Source organism: Micromonospora taraxaci (assembly GCF_007830095.1).
Lineage (GTDB): Bacteria > Actinomycetota > Actinomycetes > Mycobacteriales > Micromonosporaceae > Micromonospora > Micromonospora taraxaci.
This window is the reverse complement of record NZ_VIWZ01000001.1, coordinates 5159601-5175980: the sequence shown is the minus strand read 5'-3', so window position 1 is coordinate 5175980 and position 16380 is coordinate 5159601. Positions and strand designations below refer to the sequence as shown.

The window sequence follows — 16380 nt, the reverse complement described above, 5'->3', positions numbered from 1 at the left end:
GCATCCTCCCTCGTCAGCTTCCGGGGTTCCCGCCCACGGCCGGCGGTAACGCCGGCCGGCGTGCTTCGGCCGCTGCGCCCTGGGGCATGGGTCCGACCAGCCCGGGTAGGTACGCAGGTGCAGAGCGGACAGATCAGCGACTACGGCTTCCTCGCCGACGGCCGCAGCGCGGCGCTGGTGGACCACACCGGCTCGGTGAACTGGTGGTGCCCGGGCCGGTTCGATGCCCCGTCGGTGTTCGCGCGGCTGCTCGACGACGGCGCCGGGCACTGGTCGATCCGTCCGGAGGGCGACTACACGGTCGAACGCCGCTACCTCGACGACACCCTGGTGCTGCGGACGGTCTTCCGCACCGCACAGGGGGAGGTGGCGCTCACCGACGCGCTCGCCTTCGAGCCCGGCGCTCGTGGTCACGACATCGGCGTGAACTCGCCGCAGGTGCTGGTCCGCTCGGTCGAAGGGCTGTCCGGTGAGGTGCCGATGCGGTCGTACTACCGGCCGCGCTTCGAGTACGGCCGCACCATCGCGTACCTGGTCGAGCGGGACGACATGTTGGAGGCCATCGCCGGCGCCGCCCGGCTCACCCTGCGGTGCAGTGTGGGATTCACCCCCGGCGACGGCGAGGCCACCGCCACGTTCACGGTCCGCGCCGGCACGACACACAACTTCACCCTCGGGTACGCCCCGACCTACGACGCGCCGTTGCCCGAGGTGCCGGACGCCGACCAGACCATCGCCGACACCGTGGCCGGCTGGCGGTCCTGGGCCGACGAGCACGAGTACCAGGGCCTCTACGCCGAAGAGGTGCGGCGCAGCCGCCTGGTGGTGCAGGGCATGACGTACGGGCCCAGCGGCGCGGTGGTGGCCTCGGTGACCACCTCACTGCCGGAGAAGCTCGGCGGGGACCGCAACTACGACTACCGCTACGTCTGGGTGCGCGACTTCAGTCTCACCCTGCGGGCGCTGTGGCGCTCGACGTGCGTTTCCGAGGTGCAGCGGCAGTTCGCCTGGCTGGGCCGGGCGATGGGCCGGGTCGACGACAAGCCGGTGCCCATCATGTACGGGGTGCTGGGGGAGCGGGACCTCACCGAGCACCGACTGGAGCAGCTCGGCGGGTACCGCGACAGCCCGCCGGTGGTGATCGGCAACGACGCCTGGCAGCAGCGGCAGACCGACATCTTCGGCGAGGCGATGGATGCCGCCTGGTTGATGCGCGACAGGCTGGTGCCGCTGGACCAGGAGGTGCGCCACGTCCTCCGGGTGCTCGCCGACCAGGCCGCTCGGGACTGGGAGCTGCCCGACGCGGGGATGTGGGAGGAACGTGGCATCGAACACCACCACGTGTCGTCGAAGGTGCAGTGCTGGGTCGCGCTCGACCGGGCGGTCCGCTTCGGTGACCGGCTCGGCGAGGCACCCGACGTGGCCCGCTGGGCGGCCGCCCGCGACAAGGTACGCGCCGAGGTGCTCGAACGGGGGTGGAACGAGCGCGTCCAGGCGTACACCGGGAGTTTCGAGTCCGACGAGCTGGACGCCTCGGTGCTGGTGATGCCGCTGGTGGGGTTCCTCCGGGCCGACGACCCGCGGATGCGCTCGACGATTCACGCTGTGGAGGACCGGCTGTCGCACGACGGCCTGTTGCGGCGATGGGACGGCGACCCGGCCGGTTTCCTCATCTGCTCGTTCTGGCTGGTGTGCTGCCTGGCGCTGGCCGGCGACCGCGACCGGGCGCACACTCTGTTCAAGGAGTTGGCGGGGCGGGTCAACGACCTGGGCCTGTTCGCCGAGCAGATCGACCCGCTGACCGGCGAGCAGTTGGGCAACTTTCCCCAGGCGTTCTCCCACATCGGCCTGATCAACGCCGCCGGTGTGCTGACCGACGTCGAGCGGGATCCCGCGTTGCGCGGTCTCGGCATGCCGCCGAAGCACTTCAGTCCGGCGCGTTCCTGAACCGCCGGCTGCCGGCGGGCGGCACCGGGGCGCGGGGGAGAATGCCGGCATGCGGTTGGTGCTCACGGCAGACACCCACGTACCCAAGCGGGCCCGGGACCTGCCCGGCCCGCTCTGGGCCGCGATCGAGGCGGCGGACGTGGTGGTCCACGCCGGCGACTGGGTGGACGAGGCGCTGCTCGACGCGATGACAGCGCGTTCGCGCCGACTCGTCGGGGTGTACGGCAACAACGACGGGCCGGCGCTGCGCGCCCGGCTGCCGGAGGTGGCCCGGGTCGACCTCGACGGCCTGCGGGTCGCCGTGGTGCACGAGACCGGCCCACGGACCGGACGCGAGAAGCGGTGTGCCGCTCTCTACCCCGACGTCGACCTGCTGGTCTTCGGGCACTCGCACATCCCGTGGGACACCGAGGCACCCGGTGGGCTGCGCCTGCTCAACCCCGGGTCACCCACCGACCGGCGCTCCCAACCGCACGCCACCTACCTCAGCGCCACGATCAGCGCCGGCCGCCTGACCGAGGTGACGCTGCACCGGGTCACCCGCGACTGACCGCGCGACGGTCCTGCGCACGTGCGTCCTGCGGGGTCCTACTGGCCTCGGCCCGTCTCCGCCTGGAGTTCGTCGATCTGCTTGGAGGCCTCGGCCTTGGTCAGGTCGGCCGGGATCTCCGCGTTCGCCTCGCGGGCGAGCGTGTGCAGGTAGGACTCCTGCGCCGCGGTGGGCGGCTCGTCGCCGGTGACCCACTCGTCCGGGTCCTTGATCGCGGCGTTCTGGTCGGCCTGCTGGTTGTCGCGGTCCGTCATCGTCATCACCCTTTCTTCGAACAGGTGTGCCAGTACCCCGATCATCGGCGGTTCATGCGCCCCGGCCCCGCTCGCCCGTCCCGGGCGCTCGTCGCCACCATCCGCGCAACATCAGGGATGTTGCTGTCTCCGGCGGGTCTGAGACAGCACCATCCGGGAAGTTGCTCGGGTGTGCGGGGGCAACGGCGAGTCCAGCCCGGGATCGGCCATCGCGCGCCGCCTACGATCAGCGGATGACGGTGGACCGGTCAGGTGTGGTGGTGGTCGGAGCGGGCATCGCCGGGACGGCCTGCGCTGTGGAACTGGTGCGCGCCGGGGTGCCGGTGCAGGTCCGGGAGCGCGGGCACGTCTGCGGAGGCCGGATGGCCAGCAAACGCTTCGGCGGCCGCCCCGCCGACATCGGCGCCGCGTACTTCACCGCCGACGACCCGGACTTCACCGCCGTGGTCGAGCAGTGGCGCGCCGCCGGCCTGGTCCGCGAATGGACCGACACCTTCCAGTCGTACGACCGTGACGGGCGTCGGGACGTACCCGGACCGATGCGCTTCGCCGCGCCGCGCGGGCTGCGGTCGCTTGTCGAACACCTGGCCAGCGCGGTGCCGGTGACCGTCGACCGGCTGGTGCTCACCGTCGAGCCCGGGCCGACGGTGGACGGCCAGCCGTGCGCGGCGGTCGCCCTGGCCATGCCCGGCCCGCAGGCTGCCCTGCTGCTCGACCCCGCCCTGGCCGACGCCACACGGGTCGTGCAGGCGCAGGGCTGGTCGCCGACGATGGCCGCAGTGCTGCGCTTCCCGACCCGGCGGTGGCCGGACTTCCGGGGCGCGTTCGTCAACGACCACCCGGTGCTCGGCCTCGTCTGCGACGACGGTGACCGGCGTGGTGACGGTGCTCCGGTGCTGGTCGCGCACACCGTCGCGGAGTTCGCCGCCGGTCACCTGGCCCAGCCCACCGGGGCCGGACCGGCCGTCGAGCAGGCCGTCCGCGACCTCCTGAGCCTTCCCGAGCAGGCCGTCGACGTGCACGTGCACCGGTGGACGTACGCGAAGCCGACCGCCCACACCGCCGGTGCCACCCACCACCTCGACGCCGACGGGATCGGCCTGGCCGGCGACGCGTTCGGTAAGCCGCAGGTCCAGACCGCCTGGCGCTCCGGCCGGGACCTCGGTCGTGCCCTGGTCGCCCGCCTGACCTGAACAGGTCGTCAGGAGTGCCCGGCCGCCGCGACGGGCCGGGCGTCGCTGTCCCGCTCGGCCGGGTCGGACGTCCGCTCGCCCTCCCGGTCCAGCAGTTGCATCACGGGTGTCGCCGTGATGCCGTGCACCACCACGGACACGAGCACCACCAGGCCGACGGTCGCCCAGAGCAGCTCGGCCTGCGGGAAGTCGGCCTTCGTGGTGGCGTACGCGAGGTAGTAGAACGAGCCGACGCCGCGGATGCCGAACGACGAGATGACCCAGTGCTCGGCCGGCCGTCCCGGCGCCCCGCGCAGCGACAACCAGCCGAACAGCGGCCGGATCAGGAACACCAGCGCCAACCCGACGGCGGCCGCCGACCAGGTCAGCGGGATGAGCAGGCCACCCACGATCGCGCCGCCGAGCAGCAGCAGCAACACCAGGGTGAGCAGCCGTTCGACCTGCTCGGCGAAGTCGTGCAGCACCGAGTGGAACTCGTGGGTCCGCTCGGCGGCCCGGATCGCCCGGGCGGCCACGAACACCGCCAGGAAGCCGTACCCGCCGACCACCTCCACCAGCCCGTACGCGAGGAACGTGGCGGCCAGCGCCAGGAAACCCTCGGCGTGCCGGGCCAGCCGTAGCTTGCTGGGCGCGCGGAAGAACAACTTGCCCAGCAGCCAGCCGATGAGGAGACCGCCGCCGACGCCGACGCCCACCTTCCACAGCACGTCCACCGTGAACCACTCGACGAACCACTCGCGGGGGGCGAGGCTGGTCGAGGCGATCGCGATGGCGGCGTAGACGAACGGGAACGCCAGCCCGTCGTTGAGCCCGGCCTCGGAGGTCAACGCGAAGCGGACCTCGTCCTCGGAATCCTCCACATCCGTCGGCTCACCGACCTGCACGTCGGCGGCGAGCACCGGGTCGGTCGGGGCCAGCGCGGCGCCCAACAACAGGGCGGCGGCCGGCACCAGCCCCGCCCACCACCACCCGAGCAGGGCGACAGCCGCGATGCACAGTGGCATCGCGATCGCCAGCAGCCGCCAGGTGGACGACCACCGCCGCCAACTCAACGGTCGGTCGATCTTGAGCCCGGCGCCCATCAGTGCGACGATCACGCCGATCTCGGTGAGGTGGGTCGCCAGCTCCGGGTGGGCCAGCGGGTCGGGTGTCGGTAGCCCCACCGGCAGCAGGAACACCAGCATGCCGAGGGCGAGGAAGGCGATCGGCATGGAGAGTGGACGCTGCTCCAGGACCCGCGGGAGGATGCCCGCGAGCAGAGCGCCCACACCGACCAGCGCGAACGCCACATCTACCGGCTCCACGGCACCACCTTTCGGCCGCACCCGCGAGGCGCGGGCAGGTGGTGACAGACCTTGCCCCGCAATGCCCCCCGCTAAGCGCGTACCGGCGGGCCAACCGGAGTGATGCTTACCCTCTCGGTCGGGCGAGTGGCGACTCCGCCAACTCACCCAGCAACGCGGCCGGGTCGTCGTACACCGCCACCGCGCCGGCGCCGGCCAGCTCGCCCCGGCTGGTGCCGCCACAGGTCAGCCCCACGCACGGGATGTCCAGCTTGCCGGCCGCGACGACGTCCCACACGGAGTCACCGACGAAGACCACCCGCTCGGCCGCCAACCCGGACTGCTCCAGCGCCGCGACCAGGATGTCCGGGGCTGGCTTGCTCTGTTCCGCGTCCGCCGAGGAGGTGATCGTGTCGATCACGTCGTCGGCGGCCAGCGCCCGGCGCAACGCGCCGACCTCCGGTTCCGACGCGGAGGTGGCGAGCACGATCCGCATCCCCCGCTCCGCGCAGGCGCGCAGCAGGTCGGCGGCCCGGGGCAGTGGTGTGAGCCGCTCCCAGTACTCGGCGTACAGGGTGTCGTGCGCGTCGCGCAGCTTGGAGTCGGCGTCGCGGTCCCGCTCGGGGCCGAGCAGGTGGTCCAGGAGTTTGTCCGAGCCCATCCCGATCGAGCGGTGCACCACGGCCATCGGCACCGGCTGGTCGGTCTGGCGCAACGCCTCCCACCAGCTCACCGTGTGCAGGTAGGTGGTGTCGACCAGAGTGCCGTCGACGTCGAAGAGGACTCCGGCGGGTTTGTCGGTACGCATGGGCGTCCTCCTACCCGGTCGGGCGGTCTTCAGGCGGCGTCGGCGTTTCGGGTGCGGATCTCGAACCAGACCGTGGAGCCGCGGACCGACGGGTCGGTGCCCCAGGCGTCGCTGAGCTCCTCGATCAGGCCCAGACCGCGCCCGCGACTGCTCAACGTGTCGGTGCGGGCCCGGGTCACGGTGCCCCGGGTGCCGGAATCGGCGACCGAGACGAGCAGCCGTTCGGGGCTGAGGTCGATCTCCACCCGGGCGGCCGTGCCGGCGTGCAGCAACGCGTTGGTCGTCAGTTCGCTGGTGCACAGCACCGCCGCCCCGATCACCGACTCGGCCACCTGCCAGTCGGTGAGCTGACCGGTCATCCAGTGCCGGACCCGGCTGGGCGCGGTCGGCTCCGCGGGCATCTCCATGCTCGCCGACCGGCTCGGCTTGAGGGCGTGCTCGACCGCCAGCACGGCCACGTCGTCCTCGGTGCCGCCCGGAACCGCCGCGGTTGCCACCGCGCAGAGGGCGCGCGGGTCACCGCTGCCGGCCTTCGCGACGGCGTCGCGGAGGGTGGTCAGCCCGACGGTGAGGCTGTGCCGTCGGCGTTCCACCACCCCGTCGCTGAACAGCAGCAGGGTGTCACCGGGGCGGAACGGGACCGTCACGGTGCCCGGCCGGCCGCCCAGACCCAGCGGAGGACCGGCGGGAACGTCGAGATACTCGGCGTGCGAGCGGCCCCCCGGGTCGCCGCGACGGATCAGCGGCGCGGGGTGCCCGGAACTGGCCAGGGTCAGCTCCCGCCGTTCCGCGTCGATCACCCCGAACACCACTGTGACGAAGAGTTCGTGTGTGCCGGCCTCCACGCCCAGGCTGCTCACCAGCCGGTCCAGCCCGGCCAGCACGGTGTCCGGCGCGGAATCGGCCAGAGCCAGCGCGCGTAGCGCGGCGCGGACCTGTCCCATCCGCGCGGCGGCCTGCACGTCGTGGCCGGCGACGTCGCCCAGCACCACGCCGAGCGCGCCGTTGGGCAGCAGGAAGGCGTCGTAGAAGTCGCCCCCGGCGGCGTTGCCGTCGACCCCCGGGTCGTAACGGGCCGCGATCCGCAGCCGGGGCAGGTCCGGCAGATGCTCCGGCAGCATGCTGCGCTGCAACAACTGGGCGGTGCCGTGCTGGGTCTCGAAGCGGCGGGCCCGCTCGGCGGCCTGACCGATCAGCTCGGCCGAGGCGGCCAGCAGCGCCCGCTCGGCCGGCGACCAGGTGTGCGGGATCTGGTAGCCGACCGCCAGCCCGCCGCGCACCACCGAGGTGCCCAGCGGCAGGGCCGCCATCGAGCGGACCTTCTGGTCGTGGCGGTCCACCGCGGTGTCCCGCAGCGGTTGCCCGTCCCGGACGAACGACGGGCCACCGGAGCGCGCCGCCTGCACCACAGGCGACGACCAGTCCGCCGGAGCGCGCCGCCAGAGCGGAGGGAGTCGCTCGTCGGCCTCGTCCAGCAACTCGCCGCGCACCCGGCGCACCATGCGCCAACCGCCGCCGCCCTCGTCCACGACGAACGAGGCCTGGTCGGGGTCGAACGTGGTGATCGCGTACCGCAGCGCCACCCGGGCCACGTCGTCGAGGGTGAGCGTGCCGGCGAGCGCAGCGGCCACCTCGCTGAGACTCTGCAACTGTTCGGTGACGTGAGTGGTCTCGGCCGCGACCGTCAACACGCCGACGATCCGCCCGACGCTGTCCCGTACCGGCGAGTATCCCCTGGTGAAGACCGCCTGCTCCACTGTCGCGGAGTGCCCACGGACCAGGGGCAGCGTCGACTCCTTCTCCAGGAACGGCACCCCCTGCCGGTAACAGCGCTCGATGACCGCACCGACGCCCGGGAGCGCCCAGATCTCCGCGAACACCTCGGCGGCCGGGCGACCGAGGGCGCTCGGGTGCTTGGTGCCCAGCAACTCGCCGTAGCCGGCGTTGTAGAGCAGCACCAGGTCGTCGCCGTACGCCAGCGCCATCGGCATCGGTGAGGCGGCGATCAGCTCGACCACGGCCCGGACCGCCACGTCCCAGCCTTCCGGTGGGCCCAGGGGGGTGCCAGCCCAGTCGTGGGCGAGCACGGTAGCGACCGCACCGGACCCGGTGGACGCGCCCGGGCCGGGAGTTGCTGGCGTGGGGACTCGCCCGACCGTTCCTGGCATGTCCGCAGCCTAGTCGGCCGGTGGGAAAAGGCATCCGATCATGGCGGTGAGCCGTCGCCGTCCCCGGCCGCGGGGGGCGTTCGGGCAGTTCAGGGCCCCTGTCGGGTGGCTTGTCGCAAAAATGGCGGCGCTCTGCGCGGACTGCCGCACCGGTTGCCGGGTATGCGCCCGGCGCAGTCCATGCGACAGGAGGGACATCATGCTGAAAACCCTCGCGGTCCGGCAGGCCGACATCGGCGATGCCATCGCCGACACCTGGAGGTCAGTGCTGCTCTTCATCCCGAAGGCAGTGGCCTTCATCGTCATCCTCGTGGTCGGCTGGCTCATCGCCAGAGCCGTCCTCAAGATCGTGGATACGGTGCTGGAACGGGTGCGCTTCGACCAAGCGGTCGAACGCGGCGGGATCAAACGGGCCCTGGAGAGAACGAAGTACGACGCCAGCGACATCCTGGCCAGACTTGCGTACTACGCCGTACTGCTGTTCACGCTCCAGTTCGCCTTCGGAGTCTGGGGACCCAACGCGATCAGTGACCTGATCAGCGGCGTGGTGGCCTGGCTGCCGCGTGCGTTCATCGCGATCGTCATCGTGGTGGTGGCGGCCGCGATCGCCAACGCCGTCCGGGATCTGGTCACCGGCGCGCTGGGAGGGCTCTCGTACGGCAAGGTGTTGGCCGACCTGACGGCGATCTTCATCATCGCTCTCGGTGTGATCGCCGCGCTGAACCAGGTGGGTATCGCCACTACGGTGACGACCCCGGTGCTGATCGCGGTGCTCGCCACGGTGGCCGGCATCCTGATCGTCGGTGTCGGCGGTGGTCTGGTCAAGCCGATGCAGAACCGTTGGGACGGTTGGCTGCGTCGGGCGGCCGAGGAGGCCCGGGCGGTGCAGCAGCAGCGTCAGGCCAGCACTGCCGGGCGGAGCGACGTGGAGCGGCAGATGGCCGACCGCGGCGGGGACCGCACCCAGGCCATGCCTCGGGTGGACGAAGCCCAGCAGTACCGCTCGTAGCGGGCGCAACGGCACGGCTGGTGGGGAGGGCGTTCCGCGGACGATGCGGGACGTCCTCCTCGCGCCGTGACCGGGCTGGCCTGCGGATCAGGCCCGGTCGAGCGAGCGGGCCAGCGCGCAGACCGCGAGCAGCCGGGTGAGCAGCCACTCCGGCTGACTCCAGTCCACCGGCCCGTCCGGCGGCGTCCACCCGTGCTCCAGGGCGGCCTCGCGGACCCCCTCGGCGTAGCCGGCGAGCATCGCCGGGCTCAGCGGTTGGCGGTCCCCGTCGAGGCTGTCCCGTACGGCAGCCGCGTGCTGGTCGACGAGGGCGAGCAGCCCCGGTCGCGCGGCGGCGGCGGCCAGCCCGACGGTGCCGACGGAGACGGTGAGGGCGGCCAGGGTGGACCGCGCCGAGTCGACGGCGGTACGGGGGGCGACCCGGGTGAACGGCACACGCATGGTGACCGAGGCTAACCGACCGGTGACCGCCTCGACCTCGGCCGCTCGGCGGATGTCGGCAGCGCCACTGGGCGAACCAGCGCTGACCGTGGGGGTTGATCCGGCACAGACGGGGCAGCAGGAACAGCACCCGCGAATGGCGCCATACGGCACGGAGGCAGGCATGGAACAGCAGGTGGACGGACCTGACGAGCAGCACCGGCGGCCAGCCGGCGTGAGCGACGCGACGGTCGCCGCGCTCGGCAAGCTCAGCGAGGCGCTGGAGTGCGTGGAGCGGGCCCGGGGGCACCTGTACTCGATGCACCAGTTGATCGGGCATGCCGACCTGATGCTCGACGACGCGGTGGAGCAGTTCCGCGCCGCCGGGCATCCGCGGCTCGCCGAGCGGATCGGCACCGAGTTGCGCGGCCGCAACGTCATCGCCGGGCGGTGGACGTTCCAGATCGTCGAGGACTTCGACGACGGTTACCACGCGCTGTTCCGGGAGCTGGACCAGCAGGCCCGGGACGAGTTGGTGGGCGGGCGACGGCACCTCTACGAGGCGGAGATGAAGGAGCGCCGCCGCAGCCCGGGTCGGCCGGGGCACGAAGCCCGGCCGGGCGGGGAAGGTTAGTCGCCTGTCGCGTCGGCCGGCCGACGCCGTGCCGCGTCGTCGGCGATGATCACAGTGGCCACCATCAGCGCGACACAGAGGCTGAACAGCCACGACTCGTCGGCGACGAGCCAGGCGGACACGGGCGCCTGCAGCGCGGCGAGCAGGAAGCCGAGCCAGGCGAGCCGGCGCTGACGCGGGGAGAGAACTCCGGAGCCTTGATGCATCCCGGAATTCTTACGCGTACACGCCGGATTGCCGTCCTCCGATCGGCCGATTCTGGATGAGCTGTCCGTTTTCTCGACCGTCCGGACACGACTTCTTTCCGTGGCGGGCGCCCCGGTGCCGACCGCGCTAGGGTGCCTCTGCGGCAGGATGGTGCCTCGTGTCCACCACACCACCACGCCCCCGCGCCTCGCTGCTCCTGCTGGCCTACCTCGGGTTCGTCAGCCTCGGTCTACCTGACAGCCTGCTCGGGGTGGGCTGGCCCTCGATCCGGGGCGACTTCGACGTACCGACCGAGGCGGTCGGTTGGGTGCTCACCGCCGGCACTGTCGGTTATCTCACCTCCAGCGTGCTGGCCGGGTTCACGTTGGCCCGGGTGGGCGTGGGCGCCCTGCTCGCCGGGAGCACCCTGCTCGCCAGCCTGGCGCTGACCGGCTATTCGGTGAGCCCCACGCTGGCCGTGCTGGTGGGTTGTGCGCTGCTGGTCGGGCTCGGGTCCGGCGCTGTCGACTCCGGGCTCAACGCGTACGCCGCCGGGGCCTTCGGGCCGCGCCACATGAACTGGCTGCACGCCTTCTTCGGCCTGGGCGTGGCGATCGGCCCGCTGATCATGACCGGGGTGCTCAGCGCCGGGCTGGTCTGGCGCTGGGGTTACGGCATCGTGGCCGCCGCCCAGCTCGTTCTCGCCATCGCGTTCGCGCTCACCGTGCGGGCCTGGCAACGCGGCGTCCCGGCCGACACCGCTGTCGACGCCGCCGGAACGGAAGGCGCCGGGATCGCGCCCGCCGCGTCGGCGGTCGTCCGGGTTCCGGTCCGGGAGACGCTGCGGCTGCCGGCGGTCTGGTCCGGGCTGCTCGCCTTCGCGCTGTACGTGGCCATCGAGGTGTCCGCCGGCCTCTGGGCGTTCCTCCTGCTGACCGAGGGGCGCGGGCTGAGCGCGGCGGTGGCCGGCGGTTGCGTCTCCGCGTACTGGGGCAGCCTCTTCGTCGGTCGGATCGTGCAGGGTGTGGTGGCCGAGCGGCTGGGTTCCAGCCTGGTGCTGCGGGCCAGCCTGGCCGGAATGGCAGTGGGGGCCGCGCTGATCGCGATCCCCGGGCCGGCAGCGCTGGCGGTGCTCGGTCTGGTCGTCGTCGGTTTCGCCGCCGCGCCGGTGTTCCCGCTGCTCACCCTCACCACCGCCGACCGGGTCGGCCCGGCGCACACGGACCGGGCCATCGGACTGCAGATCGGCGCGTCCGGCATCGGCGCGGCGCTCGTCCCGGCCGCGCTGGGCGTGCTGATCGGCAACACGTCAGTGGAGGTGCTGGGATCGGCCCTGGTGGTGCTCGCGCTGGGGCTGATCGCGCTCTACGAATGGGGTGCGCGGCGACCTTCCGCAGGTCCGTCCGCTGCGGTGGTGCTGCCCGCCCAGCCCGACGGCGATCAGACGTCCGGGCCGGTCCGTCCGGTGGTGGACGGGCGGTAGGCGCGCTGCGGGTCGGTGGCCTCCCGGGTGTTGCCCTGGGCCTGTCCCTCGCGGTCCGACGCGGCCGGTCCGTGCCCGAACGCGGCCTCTTCGCCCGCGTCGTTACCTGTCACGTCGTCGGCCTGCCCGTCGAGGCTGGAGCCGGACACGGCCCGTTCCAGCTCTTCCAACGGAAGTCGTTCCTCGTCCCGCCACACCCTGATGTTGTCGTCGGTCATGCTCTCAGCCGTACCCGGGCGCGATGATCGCAAACGGTGTCGCGGGAGCGGGCTCGGACACGGCGATGGCCGCCGGAGATCCGGCGGCCATCGGTGAAGCTGTCCAGGGTCACGGCTGCGGGCGGTCCACCGACCCGCGCCAGGCGCCGGTCTCCTGACCGCGCCGCTCGATGTACGTCTTGAAGCGCTCCAGGTCGCCCTTGGCGCGTCGGTCGACGATCCCGAGCTTGTCGCCGGCCTGCTCGACCACGCCGTGCGGCTCGAACTCGAGCTGCAGGGTCACCCGGGTCTTGTCCGCGTCGAGCCGGTGGAAGGTCACCACGCCGGCCTGCTGGGTGCCGTCGGTGGAGCGCCACGCGACGCGCTCGTCCGGGAGCTGTTCGGTGATCTCGGCGTCGAACTCGCGCTTCACCCCGGCGATGTCCACCTTCCAGTGGGTCATCGTGTCGGAGAGCTGCCGGACCTCCTGCACACCCTCCATGAACTCGGGGAACTCCTCGAACTGCGTCCACTGGTCGTACGCGGTGCGTACGGGCACGGAAACGTCGACATGTTCGGTTACGCCACTCATCAGAGAACCTCCTTCAGTCGCTAATGGTCGTCGGGTCGGGGGTGACCCGGTCACCAGCGAGTTGTCTCGTTCTTGTTGCCGAGCGCGGCCCACACCTCGGAAACGGTCTGGTAGACGGTGCCCTCGGGCAGTCGTTCCAGTGCCGCCACGATGTCGTCCGGCGCCTCGTTCTCGCGGGCGCTGGCGATGAGCACCAGGCGGTCGCCCGGCAGCGCGCTCATCGAGATGAACCGGCCGAGCCGGCTGCGCTGCTCGACGTCCGTGGAACTCATTCCCTGTGGGGTGCCGGTGCGCAGGTCGCCGGCCGGGGCGGTGGTCGTCTCCGGCTGGTCCTCGCCAGCCGGTTCCGGCACTCGCGACTCGTCGACCCGAGAGCCGCCGGTCCCCGGCCCCTGCACGAGGCCGCTGACCTCCTGGCTCATCTGTTCGTCGATCCTCGGTCCGTGCTTGCTGTTGCCACGCTCCATGTCTTCTGCGCTACCCGGCACCTCGCCCGCTAAACCGGCACCCGGTCGCGAACGGGCCCATGGTCCGGCGTCGAACCGGACAACCACCCCGACGGGGTTCAGTCGTCGGCCGGCCTGCGTGGTGGCAGCACCGGATCCTCCGGGTCCCGGTCGCCGGCCTGCAACTGTCGCCCGCGCTGCACCTCGGCGTTGATCTGGACCCCCAGCATCAGCGCGGAGTTGCTCAGGTAGAGCCAGACCAGGAAGGCGATGGCCGCCCCGAGGCTGCCGTAGGTGGTGTTGTACGAGCCGAAGTTGGCCACGTAGAGGCCGAAGCCGAAGGAGGCCACCGCCCAGGAGACCAGGGCCACCGCACCGCCCGGTGTGAGCCAGCGGAACCGGGGCTGGCGCACGTTCGGCGCGATCCAGAACAGCAGGGACAGCAGGATCATCATGATCATGGCGAGGACCGGCCACTTCGCCACGCTCCACACCGTGCGGGCCAGACCGCCGGCATTGATCAGATCGCCCACCGCGTCGGTGACCGGGCCACTGACGATCAACGCGAGGGCGACCACAGCGAGCAGCACCAACGTGATCGCGGCCAGGCCGATCTGCAACGGGCGCAACTTCCAGACCGGGCGGCCCTCGTCCACCCCGTACACGGCGTTGGAGGCCCGGGTGAACGCACCGATGAAGCCCGACGCGGACCACAACGCGCCCAGCAGGCCGAAGCTCAACAGCAGCTTGGGGTTGCTCTGGTCGAGCACCACGGTCCGGATCACGCCGACCACGCCGCCCTCGTCGTCGGTCAGCACCGACCCGGCGCCCACCTGGTTGGCCAGGTCGACCACTGTGTCCAGGGTCCGCTCTCCGTCGGAGACCAGTCCGACAAGCGCCACCACCACGATCGCGGACGGAAACAGCGCGAGGACCCCGTAGTAGGTGAGTGCGGCGGCCCAGTCCGAGCAGTTGTCGTTGACGAAGTTCTGCACGCTGCGGACCAGCACCCCACGCCAGGTCCGCCAGCTCAACTGCCGCATCCGTCGGGGAACCCGGGGGCGCTGGGCACCGTCGAGCGTCGTACCGGGCTCCATGGTCGTCATGCCGCTCCCTGCGCCCCGGCCACCGGATGACCGGTCGTCCGGTCAGGCCTGGCCCGCCGGTACCCGCACCGGGAAATCGACAAACCCGACCGTCGTACGCCGCCGTTTAGGCGGGGATGCCGGGGGAACGTCAGGGGGATCCGAACGACGCGGAGGAGGACGAGATGCCCGGGCGCGAAGACCTGCCCAGCACGCTGCGACGCTCCTCGGACAAGGCGCAGCGCACCTGGGAGAAGACGCACGACTCGGCGGTCGAGACCTACGGCGAGGGGGAGCGGTCGCACCGGACCGCGTTCGCCGCGGTGAAGCACCAGTTCGAGAAGGTGGGCGACCACTGGGAGCCGAAGGGGCGCAAGGGCCCGAGCGACCAGCAGGCCGCCGGTGGCGGACCGGAACGGCGCGCACCCACCGCCGGTGGGGTGGACGCCAACGCCACCAAGGACCACCTGATGGCGGTGGCCCGCGAGCTGGACGTACCCGGACGGTCCAACATGAACAAGCCGGACCTGGTCAAGGCGATCCAGAAGGCCAACGACCGGGCCACCCGCAAGGCTCGCGGGGACTGACCTGTCAGACGACGGTACGGGCGGACGCACCACCCCTGCGTCCGCCCGTTCCGTTCACCATTCGCCGCCGCCGGGCGCCTCGATGTGCACCGCCTTGGTGGCGGTGAACTCGTCCAGCAGCTCCGGGCCGTACCCGAAGCCCTGCCCGCTGGCGCGACGCGGGTGCGCGGCGCCACCCGGCGCTCCCCCGAACACTGCGTTGACCTTGACGGTGCCCACCGGCAGCTCCCGCCAGGCCCGCTGCGCGTGACTCATCGACGTGGTCAACACGGTGGCGGCCAGCCCGTACGGGGAGTCCGCGGCGCAGCGCAGCGCCTCGTCGAACGAGTCTACGACCACCACGGGCGCGACCGGCCCGAACGTCTCCTCCCGCACCAGCGGCATGTCGTGCCGGCAGTCCGTGACCACAGTGGCCGGGTAGAACGCCCCCGGCCCGTCCGGCACCTCGCCTCCGGCCCGCACCCGTGCGCCGGCTGCCACCGCCGCCGTCACCTGCCCGTGCACGTGGTCGCGGTGCCGACGGTCGACCAGCGGGCCCAGCTCGGTACCCGGGTCCCGGCCCGGCCCGACCCGCAGCGCCTCGGCGTGCCGCGTCAGGGCGGCCACGAAGTCCCCGGCCACCTCCCGGTGCACGTAGATCCGCTCCACCGCCACACAGATCTGCCCGGCGTTGGCGAACGCGCCGAGCGCGGCCTGACCGGCCGCCCACTCCGGGTCGACGCCTGCGTCGACGATCAACGGATCACTGCCCCCGTTCTCCAGGAGCACCTTCGCGCCGGTGCGGGCCGCGGCGGCGGCGATCGCCCGACCGGTAGCTGTCGACCCCACGTGCGCCACCACGTCGACGTCCTGCGCGGCCAGCGCCGCACCGACCTCCGGGCCGCCGGTGAGCAGGGACAGGACACCAGCCGGCAGCGCCTGGTCCAGCGCCCGGGCCAACAGCCAACCCGTCGCCGGTGCACGTTCGCTCGGCTTGTAGAGCACCACGTTGCCGGTGACCAGGGCCGCACCGAGCAGACCGCAGGACACCGCCACCGGGTCGTTCCACGGGGTGATCGCGGCGACCACACCACGCGGCTGCGGGGTCAGGAAGTCCAGCGCGTCGACTCCACCGTTGAGGGTCCGCCCGCCCCGCAGCGGGGCGAGCTCCGCGTACTGTCGCAGGGTGCCGATGCCCGCCTCGACGCCACCGCGGGCGTCCGCCAACGGCTTGCCCATCTCCGCCGTGACCGCCTCGGCCAGCTCCTCGGTGGCCGCCGCCACCGCGTCCGCGGCCCGGTGCAGCGCCGCCGCCCGTTCGGCCGGCGCGGTCGCCGCCCACTGCGCCGCCGCGTTCCGTGCCGCCTGGGCCGCCTTGCCGACCTCGTCGGCAGTGGCCACCGGCACCGTGCTGACCGGCGTTCCGTCCGCCGGATCACACACCACCAGTTCACCGCCGTCGCCGCCCGCGCCCCACACCCCACCCACCAGCTGCGCAACCGTGTACATGCGGCGCTGGATGCCCGGGCCTCGGCGAGACAAACGCGTTTCGCCCGGTT

At 72.2% G+C, this 16380-nt stretch carries 18 protein-coding genes; 7 read left to right on the top strand and 11 right to left on the bottom strand.

Going from position 1 to position 16380, the window contains the following annotated elements; genetic code table 11:
* Positions 1 to 117 precede the first annotated feature (117 nt).
* Both FHU34_RS23410 and FHU34_RS23405 read left to right on the top strand, forming a co-directional pair.
* A complete protein-coding gene (locus FHU34_RS23410; protein ID WP_145784036.1) occupies positions 118 to 1947 on the top strand; it encodes a glycoside hydrolase family 15 protein in 1830 nt (609 codons plus the stop codon).
* A gap of 49 nt (positions 1948 to 1996) precedes the next feature.
* Positions 1997 to 2497, top strand: a complete 501-nt coding sequence (locus FHU34_RS23405) for a metallophosphoesterase family protein (protein WP_145784034.1) — start codon at positions 1997 to 1999, stop codon at positions 2495 to 2497.
* 38 nt (positions 2498 to 2535) lie between these two features.
* Here the strand turns inward: FHU34_RS23405 and FHU34_RS23400 are convergent, their stop codons facing one another.
* The gene (locus FHU34_RS23400; RefSeq protein ID WP_145784032.1) at positions 2536 to 2751 is read right to left on the bottom strand and encodes a DUF3072 domain-containing protein; all 216 of its coding nucleotides are present in this window, start codon (positions 2749 to 2751) and stop codon (positions 2536 to 2538) included.
* Positions 2752 to 3005: 254 nt separating this feature from the next.
* On the opposite strand from FHU34_RS23400, the gene FHU34_RS23395 reads away from it, so the two are divergent.
* Positions 3006 to 3944, top strand: coding sequence for an NAD(P)/FAD-dependent oxidoreductase (locus tag FHU34_RS23395; protein WP_208745201.1), 939 nt, complete (start codon positions 3006 to 3008; stop codon positions 3942 to 3944).
* An 8-nt stretch (positions 3945 to 3952) separates the two neighbouring features.
* Here FHU34_RS23395 and FHU34_RS23390 read toward each other — a convergent pair whose 3' ends face one another.
* The 3 genes from FHU34_RS23390 to FHU34_RS23380 all read right to left on the bottom strand — a co-directional run bounded on the left by FHU34_RS23390 (position 3953) and on the right by FHU34_RS23380 (position 8203).
* Positions 3953 to 5248, bottom strand: coding sequence for a cation:proton antiporter domain-containing protein (locus tag FHU34_RS23390; protein ID WP_145784028.1), 1296 nt, complete (start codon positions 5246 to 5248; stop codon positions 3953 to 3955).
* Positions 5249 to 5354: 106 nt separating this feature from the next.
* Positions 5355 to 6035: an HAD family hydrolase gene (locus tag FHU34_RS23385; protein WP_145784026.1), complete on the bottom strand. Its 681-nt coding sequence runs from the start codon at positions 6033 to 6035 to the stop codon at positions 5355 to 5357.
* A gap of 29 nt (positions 6036 to 6064) precedes the next feature.
* Positions 6065 to 8203 carry an ATP-binding SpoIIE family protein phosphatase gene (locus tag FHU34_RS23380; RefSeq protein ID WP_145784024.1) on the bottom strand — a complete coding sequence of 713 codons (2139 nt, stop codon included), beginning with the start codon at positions 8201 to 8203 and terminating at the stop codon, positions 6065 to 6067.
* A 199-nt stretch (positions 8204 to 8402) separates the two neighbouring features.
* On the opposite strand from FHU34_RS23380, the gene FHU34_RS23375 reads away from it, so the two are divergent.
* Entirely contained in the window at positions 8403 to 9212 is an 810-nt protein-coding gene (locus FHU34_RS23375) for a mechanosensitive ion channel family protein (RefSeq protein ID WP_145784022.1), read from the top strand.
* Between the two features lie 87 nt (positions 9213 to 9299).
* On the opposite strand, the gene FHU34_RS23370 is transcribed toward FHU34_RS23375, so the two are convergent.
* Positions 9300 to 9653: a DUF6401 family natural product biosynthesis protein gene (locus tag FHU34_RS23370; RefSeq protein ID WP_145784019.1), complete on the bottom strand. Its 354-nt coding sequence runs from the start codon at positions 9651 to 9653 to the stop codon at positions 9300 to 9302.
* A gap of 163 nt (positions 9654 to 9816) precedes the next feature.
* On the opposite strand from FHU34_RS23370, the gene FHU34_RS23365 reads away from it, so the two are divergent.
* On the top strand, positions 9817 to 10266 hold the full coding sequence (locus FHU34_RS23365) for a hypothetical protein (RefSeq protein WP_145784017.1): 450 nt from the start codon (positions 9817 to 9819) through the stop codon (positions 10264 to 10266).
* Here FHU34_RS23365 and FHU34_RS23360 read toward each other — a convergent pair.
* Positions 10263 to 10472 (bottom strand): hypothetical protein, encoded by a 210-nt coding sequence (locus tag FHU34_RS23360; RefSeq protein ID WP_145784015.1) that lies wholly within the window; start codon positions 10470 to 10472, stop codon positions 10263 to 10265. The two genes, FHU34_RS23365 and FHU34_RS23360, sit on opposite strands and share 4 nt — an antisense overlap.
* A 158-nt stretch (positions 10473 to 10630) precedes the next feature.
* On the opposite strand from FHU34_RS23360, the gene FHU34_RS23355 reads away from it, so the two are divergent.
* Positions 10631 to 11935 (top strand): MFS transporter, encoded by a 1305-nt coding sequence (locus FHU34_RS23355; RefSeq protein WP_145784013.1) that lies wholly within the window; start codon positions 10631 to 10633, stop codon positions 11933 to 11935.
* Here FHU34_RS23355 and FHU34_RS23350 read toward each other — a convergent pair.
* The 4 genes from FHU34_RS23350 to FHU34_RS23335 all read right to left on the bottom strand — a co-directional run bounded on the left by FHU34_RS23350 (position 11893) and on the right by FHU34_RS23335 (position 14276).
* Positions 11893 to 12153 carry a hypothetical protein gene (locus FHU34_RS23350; RefSeq protein WP_145784010.1) on the bottom strand — a complete coding sequence of 87 codons (261 nt, stop codon included), beginning with the start codon at positions 12151 to 12153 and terminating at the stop codon, positions 11893 to 11895. The two genes, FHU34_RS23355 and FHU34_RS23350, sit on opposite strands and share 43 nt — an antisense overlap.
* 109 nt (positions 12154 to 12262) lie before the next feature.
* A complete protein-coding gene (locus FHU34_RS23345) occupies positions 12263 to 12724 on the bottom strand; it encodes an SRPBCC family protein (RefSeq protein WP_088990440.1) in 462 nt (153 codons plus the stop codon).
* Between the two features lie 50 nt (positions 12725 to 12774).
* Positions 12775 to 13191: a DUF2795 domain-containing protein gene (locus FHU34_RS23340; protein ID WP_088947320.1), complete on the bottom strand. Its 417-nt coding sequence runs from the start codon at positions 13189 to 13191 to the stop codon at positions 12775 to 12777.
* Between the two features lie 98 nt (positions 13192 to 13289).
* Entirely contained in the window at positions 13290 to 14276 is a 987-nt protein-coding gene (locus FHU34_RS23335) for a YihY/virulence factor BrkB family protein (RefSeq protein WP_244311804.1), read from the bottom strand.
* A 164-nt stretch (positions 14277 to 14440) separates the two neighbouring features.
* Here FHU34_RS23335 and FHU34_RS23330 point away from each other — a divergent pair, with 164 nt between their 5' ends.
* On the top strand, positions 14441 to 14842 hold the full coding sequence (locus tag FHU34_RS23330) for a ChaB family protein (protein WP_145784009.1): 402 nt from the start codon (positions 14441 to 14443) through the stop codon (positions 14840 to 14842).
* Positions 14843 to 14896: 54 nt separating this feature from the next.
* Here the strand turns inward: FHU34_RS23330 and FHU34_RS23325 are convergent, their stop codons facing one another.
* Complete coding sequence (locus FHU34_RS23325; RefSeq protein WP_145784008.1) at positions 14897 to 16330, bottom strand: aldehyde dehydrogenase family protein; 1434 nt, start codon at positions 16328 to 16330, stop codon at positions 14897 to 14899.
* Between the last annotated feature and the right edge of the window lie 50 nt (positions 16331 to 16380).

What these genes read in the sequence shown, in the direction of transcription:
- FHU34_RS23350 (WP_145784010.1), bottom strand. Translation starts at nt 12,153, where the DNA reads ATGACCGACGACAACATCAGGGTGTGGCGGGACGAGGAACGACTTCCG.
- FHU34_RS23385 (WP_145784026.1), bottom strand. Translation starts at nt 6,035, where the DNA reads ATGCGTACCGACAAACCCGCCGGAGTCCTCTTCGACGTCGACGGCACT.
- FHU34_RS23340 (WP_088947320.1), bottom strand. Translation starts at nt 13,191, where the DNA reads ATGGAGCGTGGCAACAGCAAGCACGGACCGAGGATCGACGAACAGATG.
- FHU34_RS23380 (WP_145784024.1), bottom strand. Translation starts at nt 8,203, where the DNA reads ATGCCAGGAACGGTCGGGCGAGTCCCCACGCCAGCAACTCCCGGCCCG.
- FHU34_RS23360 (WP_145784015.1), bottom strand. Translation starts at nt 10,472, where the DNA reads ATGCATCAAGGCTCCGGAGTTCTCTCCCCGCGTCAGCGCCGGCTCGCC.
- FHU34_RS23400 (WP_145784032.1), bottom strand. Translation starts at nt 2,751, where the DNA reads ATGACGGACCGCGACAACCAGCAGGCCGACCAGAACGCCGCGATCAAG.
- FHU34_RS23345 (WP_088990440.1), bottom strand. Translation starts at nt 12,724, where the DNA reads ATGAGTGGCGTAACCGAACATGTCGACGTTTCCGTGCCCGTACGCACC.
- FHU34_RS23325 (WP_145784008.1), bottom strand. Translation starts at nt 16,330, where the DNA reads ATGTACACGGTTGCGCAGCTGGTGGGTGGGGTGTGGGGCGCGGGCGGC.
- FHU34_RS23365 (WP_145784017.1), top strand. Translation starts at nt 9,817, where the DNA reads ATGGAACAGCAGGTGGACGGACCTGACGAGCAGCACCGGCGGCCAGCC.
- FHU34_RS23330 (WP_145784009.1), top strand. Translation starts at nt 14,441, where the DNA reads ATGCCCGGGCGCGAAGACCTGCCCAGCACGCTGCGACGCTCCTCGGAC.
- FHU34_RS23405 (WP_145784034.1), top strand. Translation starts at nt 1,997, where the DNA reads ATGCGGTTGGTGCTCACGGCAGACACCCACGTACCCAAGCGGGCCCGG.
- FHU34_RS23375 (WP_145784022.1), top strand. Translation starts at nt 8,403, where the DNA reads ATGCTGAAAACCCTCGCGGTCCGGCAGGCCGACATCGGCGATGCCATC.
- FHU34_RS23370 (WP_145784019.1), bottom strand. Translation starts at nt 9,653, where the DNA reads ATGCGTGTGCCGTTCACCCGGGTCGCCCCCCGTACCGCCGTCGACTCG.
- FHU34_RS23335 (WP_244311804.1), bottom strand. Translation starts at nt 14,276, where the DNA reads ATGACGACCATGGAGCCCGGTACGACGCTCGACGGTGCCCAGCGCCCC.